Annotated in this window: 12 protein-coding genes; 4 read left to right on the forward strand and 8 right to left on the reverse strand. The window is 71.9% G+C overall.

Annotation, left to right across the window (positions count from 1 at the left end):
* The first annotated feature begins 58 nt into the window (after positions 1-58).
* Genes AC3ANS_RS05730 through AC3ANS_RS05740 form a run of 3 tightly spaced genes read left to right on the forward strand, consistent with a single transcriptional unit; the run spans position 59 to position 4,205 of the window.
* Complete coding sequence (locus AC3ANS_RS05730) at positions 59-2,296, forward strand: MMPL family transporter (RefSeq protein ID WP_488295204.1); 2,238 nt, start codon at positions 59-61, stop codon at positions 2,294-2,296.
* An 11-nt stretch (positions 2,297-2,307) separates the two neighbouring features.
* Positions 2,308-3,516: a sensor histidine kinase gene (locus AC3ANS_RS05735; protein WP_488295205.1), complete on the forward strand. Its 1,209-nt coding sequence runs from the start codon at positions 2,308-2,310 to the stop codon at positions 3,514-3,516.
* Positions 3,513-4,205: a response regulator transcription factor gene (locus tag AC3ANS_RS05740; RefSeq protein WP_488295206.1), complete on the forward strand. Its 693-nt coding sequence runs from the start codon at positions 3,513-3,515 to the stop codon at positions 4,203-4,205. The genes AC3ANS_RS05735 and AC3ANS_RS05740 overlap by 4 nt, the downstream gene beginning before the upstream one ends.
* A 57-nt stretch (positions 4,206-4,262) precedes the next feature.
* Here the strand turns inward: AC3ANS_RS05740 and AC3ANS_RS05745 are convergent, their stop codons facing one another.
* Genes AC3ANS_RS05745 through AC3ANS_RS05775 form a run of 7 tightly spaced genes read right to left on the reverse strand, consistent with a single transcriptional unit; the run spans position 4,263 to position 11,954 of the window.
* Positions 4,263-4,817, reverse strand: a complete 555-nt coding sequence (locus AC3ANS_RS05745; protein ID WP_488295207.1) for a cupin domain-containing protein — start codon at positions 4,815-4,817, stop codon at positions 4,263-4,265.
* Between the two features lie 17 nt (positions 4,818-4,834).
* A complete protein-coding gene (locus AC3ANS_RS05750) occupies positions 4,835-6,475 on the reverse strand; it encodes a long-chain fatty acid--CoA ligase (RefSeq protein WP_488295208.1) in 1,641 nt (546 codons plus the stop codon).
* Entirely contained in the window at positions 6,472-7,320 is an 849-nt protein-coding gene (locus AC3ANS_RS05755; RefSeq protein ID WP_488295209.1) for an SMP-30/gluconolactonase/LRE family protein, read from the reverse strand. Before AC3ANS_RS05755 ends, AC3ANS_RS05750 begins: the two co-directional genes overlap by 4 nt.
* Positions 7,317-8,336 carry an ABC transporter permease gene (locus AC3ANS_RS05760; protein WP_488295210.1) on the reverse strand — a complete coding sequence of 340 codons (1,020 nt, stop codon included), beginning with the start codon at positions 8,334-8,336 and terminating at the stop codon, positions 7,317-7,319. The genes AC3ANS_RS05755 and AC3ANS_RS05760 overlap by 4 nt, the downstream gene beginning before the upstream one ends.
* Entirely contained in the window at positions 8,333-9,316 is a 984-nt protein-coding gene (locus AC3ANS_RS05765; protein ID WP_488295211.1) for an ABC transporter permease, read from the reverse strand. Before AC3ANS_RS05765 ends, AC3ANS_RS05760 begins: the two co-directional genes overlap by 4 nt.
* Positions 9,313-10,878: a sugar ABC transporter ATP-binding protein gene (locus AC3ANS_RS05770; RefSeq protein WP_488295212.1), complete on the reverse strand. Its 1,566-nt coding sequence runs from the start codon at positions 10,876-10,878 to the stop codon at positions 9,313-9,315. Before AC3ANS_RS05770 ends, AC3ANS_RS05765 begins: the two co-directional genes overlap by 4 nt.
* Positions 10,875-11,954 (reverse strand): sugar ABC transporter substrate-binding protein, encoded by a 1,080-nt coding sequence (locus AC3ANS_RS05775; RefSeq protein ID WP_488295213.1) that lies wholly within the window; start codon positions 11,952-11,954, stop codon positions 10,875-10,877. Before AC3ANS_RS05775 ends, AC3ANS_RS05770 begins: the two co-directional genes overlap by 4 nt.
* Before the next feature lie 117 nt (positions 11,955-12,071).
* On the opposite strand from AC3ANS_RS05775, the gene AC3ANS_RS05780 reads away from it, so the two are divergent.
* A complete protein-coding gene (locus tag AC3ANS_RS05780; RefSeq protein ID WP_488295214.1) occupies positions 12,072-13,901 on the forward strand; it encodes a helix-turn-helix domain-containing protein in 1,830 nt (609 codons plus the stop codon).
* Positions 13,902-13,988: 87 nt separating this feature from the next.
* Here AC3ANS_RS05780 and AC3ANS_RS05785 read toward each other — a convergent pair whose 3' ends face one another.
* Entirely contained in the window at positions 13,989-15,662 is a 1,674-nt protein-coding gene (locus tag AC3ANS_RS05785) for an alpha/beta hydrolase (RefSeq protein WP_488295215.1), read from the reverse strand.
* Positions 15,663-15,901: the final 239 nt, after the last annotated feature.

Here is a 15,901-nt window from a genome sequence, read left to right on the forward strand (position 1 = left end):
GGAGATGCGCGGGACCTCGCGCACTTCCTTGTACCCGGCGCGTCTGGAGTGACCGACCATGGCAACAGTTCTCTATCGGATCGGACGATGGGCCTTCCGGCGTCGTCGGGTCGTGCTCGGCCTGTGGCTGAGCGCGGCAGTGCTCGCCGTCCTCGCCGCGGCGCTCGCGCCCTCGGCGCAGGACGAGGACCTCGCGATGCCCGGCACCGAGTCGCAGCAGGCCTTCGACCTGCTCGATCAGCGGTTCCCGCAGGCCAACGCCCAGGGTGCTGACGCGCGGCTGGTGTTCCAGGCCCCGGAGGGACAGCAGGTGACGGCCGGCGGCAACCGGGCGGCCGTCGAGCAGGCCCTGGACCAGCTCACTGACAGCGGCCAGGTGGCGTCGGTCGGCGACCCGTTCGAGGACGGTGCGGTCAGCGAGGACGGCACGATCGCCTACGCGACGATCACTTACGACGTCGCGGCCGCCGACCTCTCCGAGTCCGCCAAGAGTGCCCTCGAGCACGCAGCCGACGATGCCCGGGACACCGGGCTGACCGTCGAGATCGGGGGATCTGCCCTCGACGCCGAGGAGTCGCTGGGAGGTACGACGGAGATGGTCGGCGTGGCCGTCGCCGCGGTGGTGCTGGTCCTCACCCTCGGGTCGCTGGTGGCGGCCGGCCTGCCGCTCGTCACCGCGTTCCTGGGTGTGGCCATCACCTTCGGCGTGGTGTCCGCGCTCGCCGACCCCCTGGGTCTCACGTCCACGGTCGCGATCCTGGCCCTGATGCTGGGCCTCGCGGTCGGCATCGACTACGCGCTGTTCATCACCACCCGGTTCCGTGACGAGCTCATGCAGGTCGGCGATCCCGAGGACGCCGCGGGTCGGGCGGTCGGCACCGCCGGATCGGCGGTGGTCTTCGCGGGCACCACCGTGGTGATCGCCCTGGCCGGCTTGGGGGTGGTCGGGATCCCCGAGCTCACCAAGATGGGCCTGGGTGGCGCCGGCGCGGTGGCCGTCGCGGTCCTCGTGGCGCTGACCCTGGTGCCCGCCCTGCTCGGATTCCTCGGCCAACGGGTGCTGCCCCGCTCGGCCCGCAGGGCCGCCCGGGCGGGACTGGACGCCCCGCACCCCGTCCCCGCTGTGGCCGAACGGACCGGTCTCGGCACGCGCTGGGCGCGGTTCGTGCTGCGCCGGCCGGTCGCGGTGCTCGTGGTCGCCGGGCTCGGTCTCGGTGCGGTCGCCCTGCCGGCCCTCGGTCTGGAGCTGGGGCTGCCCGGCGACGAGTCGAAGTCGGTGGAGACCACCCAGCGCCGTGCCTACGACCTGCTGTCCGAGGGGTTCGGCCCCGGCTTCAACGGTCCCCTGACCGTGGTCGTGGACATGGCGGGAGCGGCGGACCACGTGGCCGCCACGGACGTGGTCGTCGCGACGCTCCGCGACACCGACGGCATCGCCTCGGTCGGGGAGCCCATCGTGAACGAGGCGGGCGACACCGCGATCATCACCGCGGTCCCGCAGACCGCGCCGAACACCGCGGCGACCAAGGACCTCGTGGGGGACATCCGGGGCGCGGCGGCGCGGGTCGAGGCCGAGACCGGGGCCGACATCTCGGTGACCGGCACCACCGCACTCAACATCGACATCTCCGAGGCGATGTCGGACGCACTCCTGCCGTACCTGACCTTGGTGATCGGGCTGGCGGTGCTCCTGCTGATGGTGGTCTTCCGCTCGATCCTCGTCCCGATCAAGGCGGCGCTCGGCTTCCTGCTCTCGGTGGGTGCCGCCTTCGGAGTCCTCGTCGTCGTCTTCCAGTGGGGCTGGGGTGCCGACCTGATCGGGATCGAGCAGACCGGTCCGGTCATGTCGCTGATGCCGATCCTCGTCATCGGCATCGTGTTCGGCCTCGCCATGGACTACGAGGTCTTCCTCTTCACCCGGATGCGCGAGGCCCACGTCCAGGGCGCGACACCGGAGGAGGCGATCGTCAGCGGGTTCCGGTACAGCGGGCGGGTCGTGGCCGCCGCGGCGATCATCATGACCAGCGTGTTCGCGGGCTTCATCGGGATACAGATGTCGACCATCCAGACGATGGGGGTCGGACTCGCCTCCGCGGTCGTGTTCGACGCGTTCGTGGTCCGGATGGCCCTCGCGCCCGCGGTGATGGCGCTTCTCGGCGACCGGGCTTGGTGGATGCCTCGTATCCTGCAGCGTGTGTTGCCGAACGTCGACGTCGAGGGCGAGGCGCTGCGCAGGCGCGTCCCTGTCGCCGCGACCGACGAGGACGTCGCGGCCCAGCGACAGCCGGTCTGCTAGCCGCGGTCAACATGAGCAGAGCTGACGCCCTCCCGCGACCGCGTGACATGCGGTGGCGGGAGGGCGCGGTCCTGGCCACAGCGTTCGTGCTCTGCCTCTGCGGTGGCGCGATGCGGCTCGACGACACGCTGTCGTGGCCTCCGGCGTCCGCCTACGCGATCGCCGTGGTCTCGTGCGCGGTGCTCCCGATGCGCCACCGGGCGCCGCTGGTCGCGGTGGCGGCCACGACGGCGTGCGGCATGTTGGTCGCGCCGCTGGGCCTCCTGCTCACCCCGCTGATCGTGGCGCCGGCCGTGGTCGCGGCGTACGCGCTGGCCCTGCGGGTCGAGGGCCGCACGGGGTCGACCGTCCTGCTCGGGTCGGCGGGGCTGCTCGTCGTCTCGACCGCCCTGTTCGGCGACCTGTCCTGGCAGGACGGGACGAGGCTCGGGGTGGTTGCGGCGTTCCCACTGGTCGCGGGCGTCCTGGGACGCTCCACGCAGAACCGGCGGGCCTACCTGGCGGCCGTGGAGGAGCGTGCGCAGCGGGCCGAGGAGAGCCGTGACAGCGAGGCCCGGCGACGGGTGGCCGAGGAGCGGGTGCGCATCGCGCGGGAGCTGCACGACCTCGTGGCGCACCAGATCACGCTCGCCAACGCGCAGGCGATGGTCGCCGCCCGTCTGCTCGACGACCGCCCGGCCCGGGCGCGCGAGAGCCTGGACGAGCTGGTCGCGACCACGAGGGGTGCGCTCGACGACCTGCGGGCGACCGTGGGGTTGCTGCGTCAGCCGGACGACGCCGACCCGCCCGGTGAGCCCGCCCCGGAGCTGTCCCGACTCCTCACGCTGCTGGAGTCGTTCCGGCGCGCGGGCCTGGAGGTGATGCTGCGCCAGGAGGGTGCGCCTCGTCGGCTGCCCCCGGCCGTGGACCTCACGGCCTACCGCATCATCCAGGAGGCGCTGACCAACGTGACCAAGCACGCCAGCACCGATCACGCCGCGCTCTGCCTCGCGTGGGGGCGGGACCGGTTGACGCTGACCGTCGCCGATGACGGCGCCGTCGTCCGTACGCCGGGGGCCAGGTCCGCCGGCGCCGGCGGCCACGGGCTGATCGGGATGCGCGAACGCGCCGCGGCCGTCGGGGGAGACCTGGTCGCGGGCCCGGGCGTGGACGGCGGCTTCCTCGTCACGGCGCACCTGCCGTTCCCACCGGTCACGGACGCGGCAGGGGTGGTCGCGTGATCGTGCGCGTGCTGCTCGCCGACGACCAGGCCCTGCTGCGCCAGGCCTTCCGGACGCTCCTCGAGACCGCCGACGACATCACCGTGGTCGGTGAGGCCGCTGACGGCGGTGAGGCGGTGCGTCTCACCCGGGAGCTGCGCCCGGACGTCGTCGTGATGGACATCCGGATGCCCGAGGTCGACGGCCTCACGGCGACGCGGGAGATCGGGGCCGACCCCGATCTGGCGGAGACGCGGATCCTGATCCTCACCACCTACGAGACCGACGAGTACGTCGCCCAGGCGCTGCGCGCGGGCGCCGGCGGCTTCATCAGCAAGGGCATCGGCGCCGACGACCTCCTCGACGCCGTCCGCACGATCGCTGCCGGTGACACCCTGCTCTCACCCGCCGCGACCCGGTCGCTGGTCGCTCGCTTCCTGGCGGCGCCCGAGGACACCCCGTCGCACCGCCCGGACGAGCTCGACGCGCTCACGCCCCGCGAGCGCGAGATGGTCGGCCTGGTCGCCATGGGCCTCTCCAACCAGGAGATCGCCGAACGGATGTTCCTCAGCCCGTTCACCGTGCGCGCTCACGTCCAGCGGGCGATGACCAAGCTGCACGCGCGCGACCGCGCGCAGCTCGTCGTCATCGCCTACCAGACCGGCCTGGTGCGCGCCGCGCCTGACGGTGGGGCGGAGCGTGAACGATGACCCCGCGCCGCGCCCGGACCTCGAGCGGGGCACGTGGTCGAGGTCCGGGCCGGCCGCTCAGCCGGCCCGGACCGCTCCGATCTGGACGTAGCACATCAGGGCCGGCCGGTCGCTGCGGTTGTGCCAGGCGTGCCGGGTCCCGAGCTGCACAACGCAGGTGCCGGGTGTCAGCGTGACCTCGGCGTCGTTGTCGAGCGTCAGGCACAGCTCGCCCTCGAGGCAGATGGCGTAGTCGACGGTGTCGGTCGTGTGCATGCCGTCCCCACCGTCCTCGAACACCGCGACCAGGCCCGGCAGCTTCTCATCGGTCTCCTGGGCGACCTCCTCGGCGGTCATCGGCGAGGCCCCGACCGGCTCGGGTGTCTCCGAGTGCGGCGCCCATCGCAGGAAGAGGGCCCGGCTTCCCCCGACCCCCGGGAAGTACGGTCGCAGCACCGGGGCCGCGTGCTGCTCGCCGACGACGGCGCCCCCGTCCGGCGTACCCCACAACAGGTAGAAGTCCGACCCCGGCAGCACCGGCACACGCACCGCGTCGGGGACGCGGTCCTCGACGAAGACGGCGTCCCCCTCGGGGCTGTGGCCGGTCACGATCAGGCGGGGTTCGATGGGCATGGCTGGTCCTCTCGGGCTCATCTGGGCTCTGACGGTTGGTCGACGAGTCGCTGGCGCAGGCTCTGCTTCGACCACTTGCCGGTGGCGGTCTTCGGGATCTCGCTCATCAGCTCCACCCGCTCCGGGATCCACCATGACGCCACCCGGTCGCGAAGGAACTCCCGGACGTCGTCGGCGGTCAGCACGACGCCGGGCGAGGGCACCACGCAGGCGACGGGACGCTCGCCCCACCGCGGGTCGGCGATGCCGACCACCGCGGCCTCCTTGACCCGGGGATCGGACATGATCGTGTTCTCCAGCTCGACCGAGGAGATCCACTCGCCGCCGGACTTCACGAGGTCCTTGGTGCGGTCGACGATCCGCAGGTAGCCCCACTGGTCGATGGTCGCGACGTCCCCGGTGCGCAGCCACCCGTCGGCGGTGAACGAGTCGGCTCCGCGGTCGGCGCCGAAGTACGCGCTCGCGATCGTCGCTCCGGCGACCTGGAGCTCACCGGGCGATCGCCCGTCCCGGGGCTGCTCGACCCCGTCGTCGGACACGACGCGGATCTCGGTGAGGGGTACGGCGGGTCCGGGCGTGCCGAGCAGGTGCCGGCGGGCGTCGCCCGTCACGCCCCGGTGGACCGTCGCGATCCGCGCGCTCGTGACCACCGGGCTCGTCTCGGTCATGCCCCAGGCGTTGGTCAGCGGGATGCCCACCGTCGTCTCGTACCGGCGCGAGAGTGCGTCGTCGACGGCGCCTCCACCGCAGACGACCTGCCTCAGGCTGCTGAGGTCGTGGCCGTCGACCGCGGGCAGCAGGTCCCGCCACACCGTCGCGACCGCGGCGCTGAACGTCACGCGGTGGCGCGCGAGCAGCGCGACGAGCTGCTCGGGCGAGGTCGCCGGGCCCGGGAGCACGAGGTCCGCCCCGCACTGCATCGCGGCGTACGGCAGACCCCACGCGTTGACGTGGAACATCGGCACGATCGGTGCCACCACGTCGTGCTCGCTCAGTGCGAACACGTCGGCGGCGAGGAGGAGCAGGCTGTGCAGGACCACGGACCGGTGGCTGTAGAGGACGCCCTTGGGATGACCGGTCGTGCCGGAGGTGTAGCAGAGCGCCGCGGCGGAGTCCTCGTCCTCCACCACCGTGGTGAGCGGCCGGTCGGCCTGCCCCGCCAGGAGCTGCTCGTAGTCGAGGACGCGAGGGTCGGCCGGCAACGGCATCTCGCCACCGTCGTCCATCACGATCACGTGGCGCACCGTCGGGCAGGCCTCGATCAGCGGCCACACCACGGGCAGGATCGTGCGGTCGACGAACAGCACGTCGTCGGCGGCGTCGTTGACGATGAACGTGATCTGCTCGCGGTACAGCCGGTGGTTCACGGTGTGCAGGACGCGCCCCGAGCTCGGGATCGCCACGTAGAGCTCGACGTGGCGCTGGCTGTTCCACGCGAACGTGCCGACGCACGCACCCGCAGGGACGCCCAGGTCGTCGAGCGCGTGGGCGAGCCGCCGCACCCGGGGGGCCACCTCGGCCCAGGTGCTGCTGGTCTCCTCGGTGCCGTTGGTGACGATCCGCTTGTGGCCGAAGCTCGTCTCGGCGCGCGACAGGAGGGTGGGAATGGTCAGCGGCCGGTCCTGCATCAGGCCGCGCAGGGGGCGTGTTCCTCTCACTGCTGCGGCCCCGGCACCGCGACCTCGACGGCCTCGATCCGGCCCTGCCGGCCGGTGGTCTCGGAGGGCTGCCAGCTGTTGGAGGTGAGCAGGAACAGCGTGGTGCCGCCTGGTCCGCCCAGCACGCAGTCGGTGGCGCAGCGGCCGTCCACGTCGATCGTCTGGGTGATCCGGCCGCCGGCCTCCACGCGGTAGAACCGGGACGTGGAGATGGACGACACCCACACGCCACCGGCTGCATCCGCGCAGATCCCGTCCGGCGTGGAGCCCTCGGGCAGCTCTGCCCAGACCCGCTTGCCCACCAGGTCGCCCCGGTCGTCGATGTCGAACGCCGTCAGCCGGGCCGCCCACGTCTCCGCGACGACGAGGGTCGAGGTGCCGGGCAGCACGACGGATCCGTTGGGGAAGACCATGTCCTCCTCGACGAGTCGCGGGGTGCCGTCCGGGTCGATCCGGAAGATCGGGCCCGGACGCTGCGGCGCGTCGGCGTAGAGGTCGTACCCGAACCCGCCGAGGTACGTCGTGCCGTCCGCCCGGGTGACGAGGTCGTTGATGGGCGCGTCCGTCAGCGGGGCGAGGTCGGCGAACTCGACCGCCGTGCCGTCCGGTCCGACCCGACGTACCGTGCGCCCGAGCATGCAGCTGATCAGCAGCGAGCCGTCCGGCAGCCAGCCCAGGCCGGACGGCTGGTCGTCGACCACCGCCACCTCTTCGAGCGTCCGGGCCGGAGGGTTGGACCTGAAGACCTGACCGGTGTGCATGTCGGAGAACCAGAGCCGGTCCTCGTGCCACCGAGCTCCCTCCGGGAACCGGAGGTCGGAGAAGATCAGGGAGGGGTGGGTCACGATGCCTCCTGGCTCGCGTGGGCCGCTGGGTGTCCGACGCTCCTCGAGCGGAGGCCGGTGCGGAGTCGGACGATGGCGTTGTGCAGGTCGGGGGCGTCGACGACGACGATGATGGCGAGCAGGTGCGCGTAGAACAGCTGGGCGACGTACGTCGGGAGCGCGGCCACCGTCGCGATCTCCGCGAGCAGCGCCACCGCGATCATGCCCCCGAGCAGGCCGAGCGGGGTGCCGCGACCACCGGCGAGCGAGACCCCGCCCAGCAGCGCGGCCGCCGCCGCGAGGATCAGCGGCTGGACGCCCGGGTCGGGGTTGGCGGAGCCGAGGCTGAAGCTGAGCAGGGACCCGCCGAGCGCGGCCAGCGCACCGGAGGCGACGAACGTGCCGACGATGAGCCGGTTGACCCGGACCCCGGCGACCCGGCTCGCGCGGCGGTCGGCGCCGACCGCCCGGAGCTCGCGCCCCCACCGCGTGCCTGCCAGCACGATGGCCGCGAGCACGAACAGGCCGAGGGTGATCAGGCTCCGCGGAGAGAAGTACGTCAGCACCGTCTGGTCGACCCAGAGCGTGACCTCGACGTTCGAGTACGTCTTGGTCAGCCCTCCGGACAGGGCGCTGGTCAGCCCGAGCAGCGCGATGTAGGTCGCGAGGGTGACGGGCATGGAGGGGAGCTTCAGGCCTGCGATGAGCCAGCCCTGCGCCAATCCGATCGCGGCGCCCGCGCCGACGGCGGCGAGCAGGCCGTACGCCGCGTGCCCCTGGCCGGCCTGGACGGTGAGCATCCCGCCGAGCGCGTAGGTCCCGACCACCGACAGGTCGAACTCGCCGGCGATCATCGTCAGGCCCAGCGCCAGGGCGATCAGGCCGAGCCGAGCGAAGATCTGCAGCGCGTTGTAGACGTCGAAGGACTGCAGCGTCGTGTCGGTGTAGGTCGGCACGAGCAGGAACGCGACGACGGTCACGCCCGCCGCGGTGAGCGGCAGCAGGGCCTCGGGACGTGCGAGCTGGCGGGCTCTCATGGGTGCCTCCGTCGGGAGCGCAGGTGGACCAGGACGACGACGGCCAGCACGATGAGCCCCTTCACCAGCACCTGGACGCCGGTCGAGTAGCCGCGGAGCAGCAGGATGTCCGAGACGGCCGCGATCAGCAGCGCGCCCGCGAGCGTGCGCAGCGCGGAGCCGCGTCCACCCGAGATCGGGGTGCCCCCGGCGAGGACCGCCGCGATGGCGTCGAAGGTGAGGGTCCCGCCGAGGTTCACGTTCGCGGAGGTGTTGAACGCGGCGGTGAAGGCCGCGGTCGTGGCGAACAGCGCCCCGGCACCGATCCAGGCCGCGGTCGTGGTGCGGCCCACGGGCATGCCCGCGGCGCGGGCCGCGGTGCGGTTCTCGCCGACCAGGTAGAGCGACCGGCCGAACCCGGTGCGCCGCAGGACCCACTCGACCGCGAGGGTCAGCACCACCAGGACGTAGACGCTCAGGGCGAGGCCGCCGGGTGTCGCGTTCAGGTGGTCGTACGCCGTTCCCGACGGCGAGACCGACACGCCGTCGGTGACCCCGGTGGCCACGCCGGCGATGGCGAAGCTCGCCGCGATCGTCAGCACCACGGGGTTGGCGGCGGCGTACCCCACCACCACCCCTTGGGCGCCGGTGATCAGGGCTCCGGCGGCGATCGCGAGCACGAGAGCCGGGGCCAGGCCGAGGGACTGCGCGGAGAGGAAGACCATGCCGGTCGCCGCGACGGTCTGGGAGATCGCGAGGGAGACCGCGGCGCCGCCGATCATGATCAGCGTCAGCCCGAGGGCCGCGATGCCGACGAGGCTGGCCGAGGTGATGATGGCCTTCGCGTTCGCCAGCGTCGCGAAGCGGTGCGTCGAGAGACCGACCACGACGACGGCGAGCACGGCGAGGACCACGAGGGCGGCGATGGCCCGGTCGGGGCCGGCCGGGGGCCGGGCCCGGTGGGGGCCGGCCGTCCGGGTCGGGGCGGTCACGGCGCTCACGACGATGCTCCCTGGTACGCCGACCGGGCCTCGGGTGCCGGGTCCGGTGCGCCGTGGGTCATCTCCCGCAGGAGCGTCGCCCCCGACAGCCGGCCGCGATGCCGCTCCACCACGACGCCCTTGTGCATGGTGACCACCTCGTCGGCCAGGTCCAGCAGCTCCTCGAGCTCCGTGGAGCTGAAGAGCACAGCCATCCCGCTGTCCGCCGCGTCGCGCAGCAGGGCGTGGATCGCCGCCCGGCCGCCGACGTCGACGCCCCGGGTGGGCTCGTCGAGCAGGAGCACCCGCACGTCGTCGCGTGCGAGGCACCGGCCGACGAAGACCTTCTGCTGGTTGCCGCCGCTCAGCGAGCCGACGTCGTGGCCGGCCCGGTCGGCGTCGAGGCCGCAGAGCTCGACCAGGCGAGCCAGCGTGGTCGTCCAGAGCCTGCCGCTGAGCACGCCCCAGCGCGTCACCGCGGGCATCCGGGTCGCCATCAGGTTCCAGCTGACCGGCTTGTCCAGGAACAGGCCCTCGGCCTTGCGGTCGTTGGAGACGAACGCGATGCCGGCCCGGACCGCGGACATCGGGTGCCCGGGACGGACCGCGACACCGTCGACCTCGAGCCTCGAGGTGGCTGCCGGGACCAGGCCGGCGATCGCGCGGAGCACCTCCGACGTACCTGATCCGAGCTGCCCGGCGAGGGCGTGGACCCGGCCTGCCTGCAGCGACATCGAGAAGTCGTGGACGCGGTCGGCCACCGACAGCCCCCGCACGGACAGCACCACGGGCCCGGCTGCGCCGCTGCCGGTGTCCCTGGCGGAGCGGTGGGGCGCCTCGCCGAGCATCTGCTCGATGAGCGTGTCGATGGTCAGCTCGGCGGCGGGCGTGGTGGCCACGACCTCGCCGTCGCGCATCACGGTGACGTTGTCGCACAGGTCGAGGACCTCACCGAGACGGTGGGACACGAACAGCACGGCGCGGCCGGCCGCGGCGACCTTGCGGACCGAGGCGTACACGTGCCGGCTCTCCACGTCGCTGAGGGTGGCGGTCGGCTCGTCGAGGATCACCAGCTGCGCCTCCTGGCCCAGCGCCCGCGCGATCTCGACCAGCTGCCGCTCGCCGATGCCGAGGTCGGAGAGCGGCTGCTGGAGGCCGACGTGGTCGAGACCCACGTCGTCGAGCAGTGCGCGGAAGCGGGCGGCGGAGCCGCGGCGGCGGTTGAGCCACGGCGTCCGCACGTCTCCGAGCATCAGGTTCTCGGCCACGGTCAGTGCGGGTACGACGCTCAGCTCCTGGTCGACCAGCGCGATCCCGTGGCGCTGGGCGACCTGCCGGGTCCGCAGGTCGGCGGTCCGGTCGCCGATGCGGATCGCTCCGGCGTCGGGTGCCTCCTGCCCGGACAGCATCTTGACGACCGTGCTCTTGCCGGCGCCGTTGTGACCGCAGAGGGCGTGGATCTCGCCGGGCGCGATGCTGAAGGACGCGCCGCGCACCGCGCGGGTGCTGCCGTAGCTCTTGACGAGCCCGTCCACGCGGACGAGCTGGTCGCCCGTCCGCGTGTCCGGACCCGTCGCGATCATGCGTTGCTGCACTGCGCTGCGAACTGGTCGACGTTCTTCGCGGTGACCCGCTCCTCCTTGACCGTCTCCTTCTGCGGCGGCTCCTCACCCTTGAAGAACCGGGCCACGTAGTCCGCGGTCTGCTCCGCGATCGTCCCCGGGTCCTCGGTGGCGGTGCCGTAGAGGGTGCCGGCCTTGATGGCGTCGATGCCGGCCTTGAAGCAGTTGCTGCTGGTGACCACGAGGCCGTCCTTGCCGCCCACCGCGCAACCGGCCTGCTTGGCCGAGGCGATGATGGCGAGCGCTTGGTAGTCGGCCATCCCGTACGCGCCGTCCACGCCGGAGCAGCCGTACTTGGCGAAGAGCTGGGTCGCGATCTTCCCGGTCAGCGCGGGGTCCCAGTTGCCGTCCTGGACGTCGAGCACCTTGTACTCGGGGTGCTCCGCCATCGCCGTGTCGAAGGACTTCATCCGGTCCTGCGAGGCGAACCCGGACTTGGTGCCGGTGATCACGATGACGCTTCCGGAGTCCTTGCCCTGCGCCTGGAGACCCTCGACCAGGTTCTGGGCGGCGGCGAGGCCGAGTGCCTCGTTGTCGGAGAGCACCTGCATCACGTCGCCGTCGACGGAGGGGTCGGGGCGCCCGTCGAAGATCAGGACCGGGATGCCGGCCTGCTTGGCCTTCTCGATCGGCACGACCATCGAGGACGTGTCGAGGAGGGCGGCCACGATCAGGTCGGGCTTGTTGGAGATCGCCTGGTTGAAGTTCGTCACCGCCGTGCCCGGGTCCATCGTGGTGAGGTCGACGACCTTGACGCCCTGGCCCTCGAGCTTGTCGGTGAAGACCGTGTTGAAGTGGGCGCCCCAGGGGTTGTCGTTGCCGTACCCGACGAAGTCGACCGTCTTGCCGTCGAGGCCGCCGCCGCCGCTGCTGGGGGAGCCGCCGTCCGAGGACGCGTCGCTCCCGCAGGCGGTGGCTGCCAGAGCGAGGCCGACCGTTGCGGCGGCCATCCGGAGGATCAGGGAGGCGCGCCGGCGCCCGGGTGAGCGACGGAGAGCCGAGGTTCCGCGCGAGGTGGAGAGGTGGGACGTTGACATCGACAGCTCCTGGGACGAGGGGTCCATGTGGCGCGTGCCACATGCTCACCTCCGGAAACCTAGGTGTCGGGGGCCACAGCGCAGAGAGAAGATCTCTCCACTGTTTCGGCCATACTCGTGGACATCATTCCTACCCTCTCCGTGATCGGCGCCGCGATGACCGAGCTCGACCCCTACCGCACCGCCAGCCCCGACCTCGCGTCGTACCGCATCCGGCGGGAGCGCGAGCTGAGCTCGCTGTACGCGACCGCCCGCTCCCTGACGGCGCTCGGTGAGATCGATGCGGTGCTCGACTCGATCGTGCGGCAGGCCCACGAGCTGATCGGGACGGACTTCACCTACCTGTCCCTGCTCGGGGCGAACGGCGAGCTGATGCTGAAGGCCTCGGAGGGCACGATCTCGCCGGCCTTCGGTGCCGCGCGCGTGCCGTCCGGCACCGGGGTGGGCGGCCGCGTGATCGCCACCGGTGCGCCCGCGTGGGTGAGCAACTACCTCGAGACCAAGGACGTCCCGCACGACGAGACCTTCGACGACCTCGTGCTGCCCGAGGGCATGGTGGCGCTGCTCGGTGTCCCCCTGCTCGTCGGCGAGGAGGTGGTCGGCGTGCTGTTCGCGGCCGACCGCACGGAGCGGCCGTTCGAGCACGACGAGGTCGCGCTGCTCAGCGCGTTCGCCGACCACGCGGCCGTGGCGCTCAACAACGCGCGTCTGTACGACGAGAGCCGCTCTGCCCTCAAGCAGCTGCAGACGGCGTACGAGACCATCGAGCGGCAGGTCGCGGCGATGGAGCGCGCCCAGTCGGTCCACGAGTCGCTGACCCACGTGGTCCTCACGGGCGGCGGGGCGCAGGAGATCGCCCGGCTGCTGGTCGAGCACCTGATGGGCGCGGTCACCGTGTTCGACCGCACCGGGTCGGTGATCGCGACCAGCAGCCCGGGCGGCGAGCCGGAGCAACCGTCGCGACGGCCCTCTCCCGACGCCGTCGAGCAGGCGCGTCAGTCGGGCCGCTGGGCGACGACGACCGACAGCACCGGGCTCTGGCACAGCGCGGCCACCGTCCAGGCGGGCGACACCCACCTGGGAGCGTTGCTGCTGACCCGCACCCACGAGCCGACACAAGTGGACATCCGCACGCTCGAGCGCGCCGCCCAGATCATGGGCCTCCTGGTGCTCAAGGAGACCGCGGTCGCGGCGGCGGAGGAGCGGGTCAGCGGCGAGCTGCTGACCGAGCTCCTCGTGTCGGCGCCACCGGTCGGGCCGACGCAACGGGCCAGGGCGCTGGCGCGCGGGATCGACATCTCAGCGCTCGACGTCCTGGTGGTCGCCGAGTCCGCGACCAGGTCCGCGGCCGAGGTGGGCCGCAGGCTGCACGGACTCGCGAGCGAGCTCGGGGGACTGGCCGGCGAGCACCTGGGCCGGGCGACGCTCCTGGTCGGTGCCGCGGACGCCGCGGACACGGCACGGACCGTGCACGGCCGGCTTCGCCGCGAGCTCGGAGAGCCGGTCCGGGTCGTCGCCGAGCGGGTCGACGACGACAGCTGGGGACGTGCGTTCGACCGGGCGAGCAGGTGCTGTGGCCTGATGCTGTCCCTCGGCGTCGTCGACCAGGGCGCGACCGCCGACCAGTACGCGATGTTCGTGCTGCTCTTCGACTCCGAGCGGACCCATGACCTCGACGAGTTCCTGGCGGGCACGATCGAGCCGTTGCTGCACTACGACCAGCGGCGATCGACCCAGCTCGTCGAGACGCTCTCGGCGTACTTCCAGCACGCCGGCAACCTGACGCGCACCGCCCGGGCCCTCCACGTCCACATGAACACGCTCCTCAAGCGTCTCGACCGGGTCGAGACGGTGCTCGGGCAGGACTGGCGCGCACCGGACACCGCCCTGCAGCTGCAGGTCGCCCTGCGCCTGCACGCCCTGCGGACGCAGGCGCCGCCGACCTGAGCGAGGGTCGTCACCGCCCACGAGACGGCGGCCCCCTCGCCGGAGCGAGGAGGCCGCCGTGCTCCGAGCCGGAGCCGAGCTAGCGGATCAACCCGCGAGGGTGATCGGCTCGCGCACGGTCACCCGCACCTGGCCGACGCCGACGGTGGTCTTGACGAACACCTGCTTCGCGGTCTCGAAGCGGGACAGGTACTTCTGCTTGACCCGGATCGCCACCGTGCGTGCCTCTCCGGCATCGAGGGAGACGACCTGGCGCACCGTGGCCGCCTTCGAGAACTCGCCCCCGACGAGTCCCTGCAGGCTCACCTTGCACGCCTCCGGCGCCGCGATCTCGGGGCAGGCGATCTCCATCTGCAGCCTGCCGCCCACGAGCTCGGCCGTGCCGGACAGGATCTCGCCACTCACGAGGTCGCGCAGCTGGCCGGCGCTGGTGATGCCACCGTTGTCGGAACCGCTGTGGGCCCACAGGTAGTCACGGGCGAAGATCGTGAACAGCTCTCCGCCCGTCATCATGTCGTGGGCACCGGGCACCTGTGCCGTCGCGGCGGGGATGCCCCGCGAGCGGTAGTTGGCCGCGATGGCGTTCTGGGCGTCGAGGGTCCCCTCGAACATGCCATTGCCCAGGAACACCGACAGGTCGTCCTCGCCGTTGACGGCCGCGATGCTGTCGAAGTCCTCCGCGGTCAGGGTGGGGTTGCCGGAGAAGTGACCGTAGTAGCCGAACACGCTCGGGTAGGTCTTGATGACCACCCCACCGGTCATCCCGCCGTACGAGAAGCCGGCGTACGCCCGGCCTTCCTGCTCGCGCGACACGTTGTAGGTCCGCTCGATCAACGGGAGGATGTCCTGCACCAGGTTGGTGGCCGCGTTGGTCTGGTTGTAGGTGCTGAAGCCGAGTCCGGTGCCCGTGAAGTGGTTCCCCATGGTGATCGCGACGGTCGGCTCGATCTCGCCCTTGGCGATCATGTTGTCCAGGATGTTCGGGACGCTGCCGGGAACCATGAAGTCCGTCTCGTCACCGAAGATCCCGTGGGCGAGGTAGACGACCTTGTAGGGCTCGGTGCGCCGCGGGTCGTAGCCCGGAGGCAGGTACACGCCGAGGTAGCCGCCGGTGCCGCCCAGCACGTTGGTGTAGGGGATGTAGCGGACGCTGCCCCGCTGTGCCGGGTCTGCCACCGGCAGCTCGTAGGCGGCGCGGGCCTTGAGGACGGGGTCGTTCTGCTTCTCCGAGTAGGGCACGTAGGCGGCGCCCAGGACGTCGTTGTTCCGCACCCGGAAGGACGCGTCGCCCGGAGGCCGCGGGGCGGTCGATGCGGGATCCCAGATGCGCTTGTTCTCCCAGCCCTTGGTCGGGTCCCAGACGCGGTACCAGTAGCTCAGGGCGCCTGCGTGCATGGGGATCGAGACCGACCAGTAGCCGCTCGCGTCCTTGGTCATGTCCCGGAGGAACTCGACGCCGCCCGCGTGGTACCGGCCGGGTTGCCAGGCCTCCGGCTGGTACCTCGTGCTGCCGGTGTTGAGGTCGAGCAGGGTCAGGTCTCCGCCGAGCCGCACTTGAGTGGCGGTCTCGTTGTGGTAGACGAACGTCACGGTGTAGCCGGTCGGGGAAGCGGAGTCGGCCTTGACGATCGCCCCTTCCTTGACCGCGGGATCATCAGCACCCGCGGCCGGCGTGGCGAACAGTGCGCCGGCGGCGAGAGACAAGGACGCGATCAGCGACGCGATGCGCCTCAGTCTGCGTCCTGCCAGTGGCTGGTTCATTCGGGCATGCTCCTTCGTGTTCTTTTCGAGGCCTCTGGCGGACCGCACACGAAGGACGGCTCCCGGGCACCTGGGGCCGAGCGCGCGTCGACGTACCGTCCGGCTCCTTCTGGGCGCGACCGGTTCATCCGTCTCCCTCTACTCGCCCAGCGGGCGAGCGCGGTTGTGCCATCGGCACGGGCCCGCCTGGCGTGACTTCGCCAACGGCGGCGCTAAATCGTATTAGCACTAGGTAAACT

The organism is Nocardia sp. 149-1B (assembly GCF_057747975.1).

Coding starts and splice junctions, on each gene's coding strand:
- AC3ANS_RS05730 (WP_488295204.1), top strand. CDS start 59: ATGGCAACAGTTCTCTATCGGATCGGACGATGGGCCTTCCGGCGTCGT.
- AC3ANS_RS05735 (WP_488295205.1), top strand. CDS start 2,308: ATGAGCAGAGCTGACGCCCTCCCGCGACCGCGTGACATGCGGTGGCGG.
- AC3ANS_RS05745 (WP_488295207.1), bottom strand. CDS start 4,817: ATGCCCATCGAACCCCGCCTGATCGTGACCGGCCACAGCCCCGAGGGG.
- AC3ANS_RS05760 (WP_488295210.1), bottom strand. CDS start 8,336: ATGAGAGCCCGCCAGCTCGCACGTCCCGAGGCCCTGCTGCCGCTCACC.
- AC3ANS_RS05770 (WP_488295212.1), bottom strand. CDS start 10,878: ATGATCGCGACGGGTCCGGACACGCGGACGGGCGACCAGCTCGTCCGC.
- AC3ANS_RS05775 (WP_488295213.1), bottom strand. CDS start 11,954: ATGTCAACGTCCCACCTCTCCACCTCGCGCGGAACCTCGGCTCTCCGT.
- AC3ANS_RS05785 (WP_488295215.1), bottom strand. CDS start 15,662: ATGAACCAGCCACTGGCAGGACGCAGACTGAGGCGCATCGCGTCGCTG.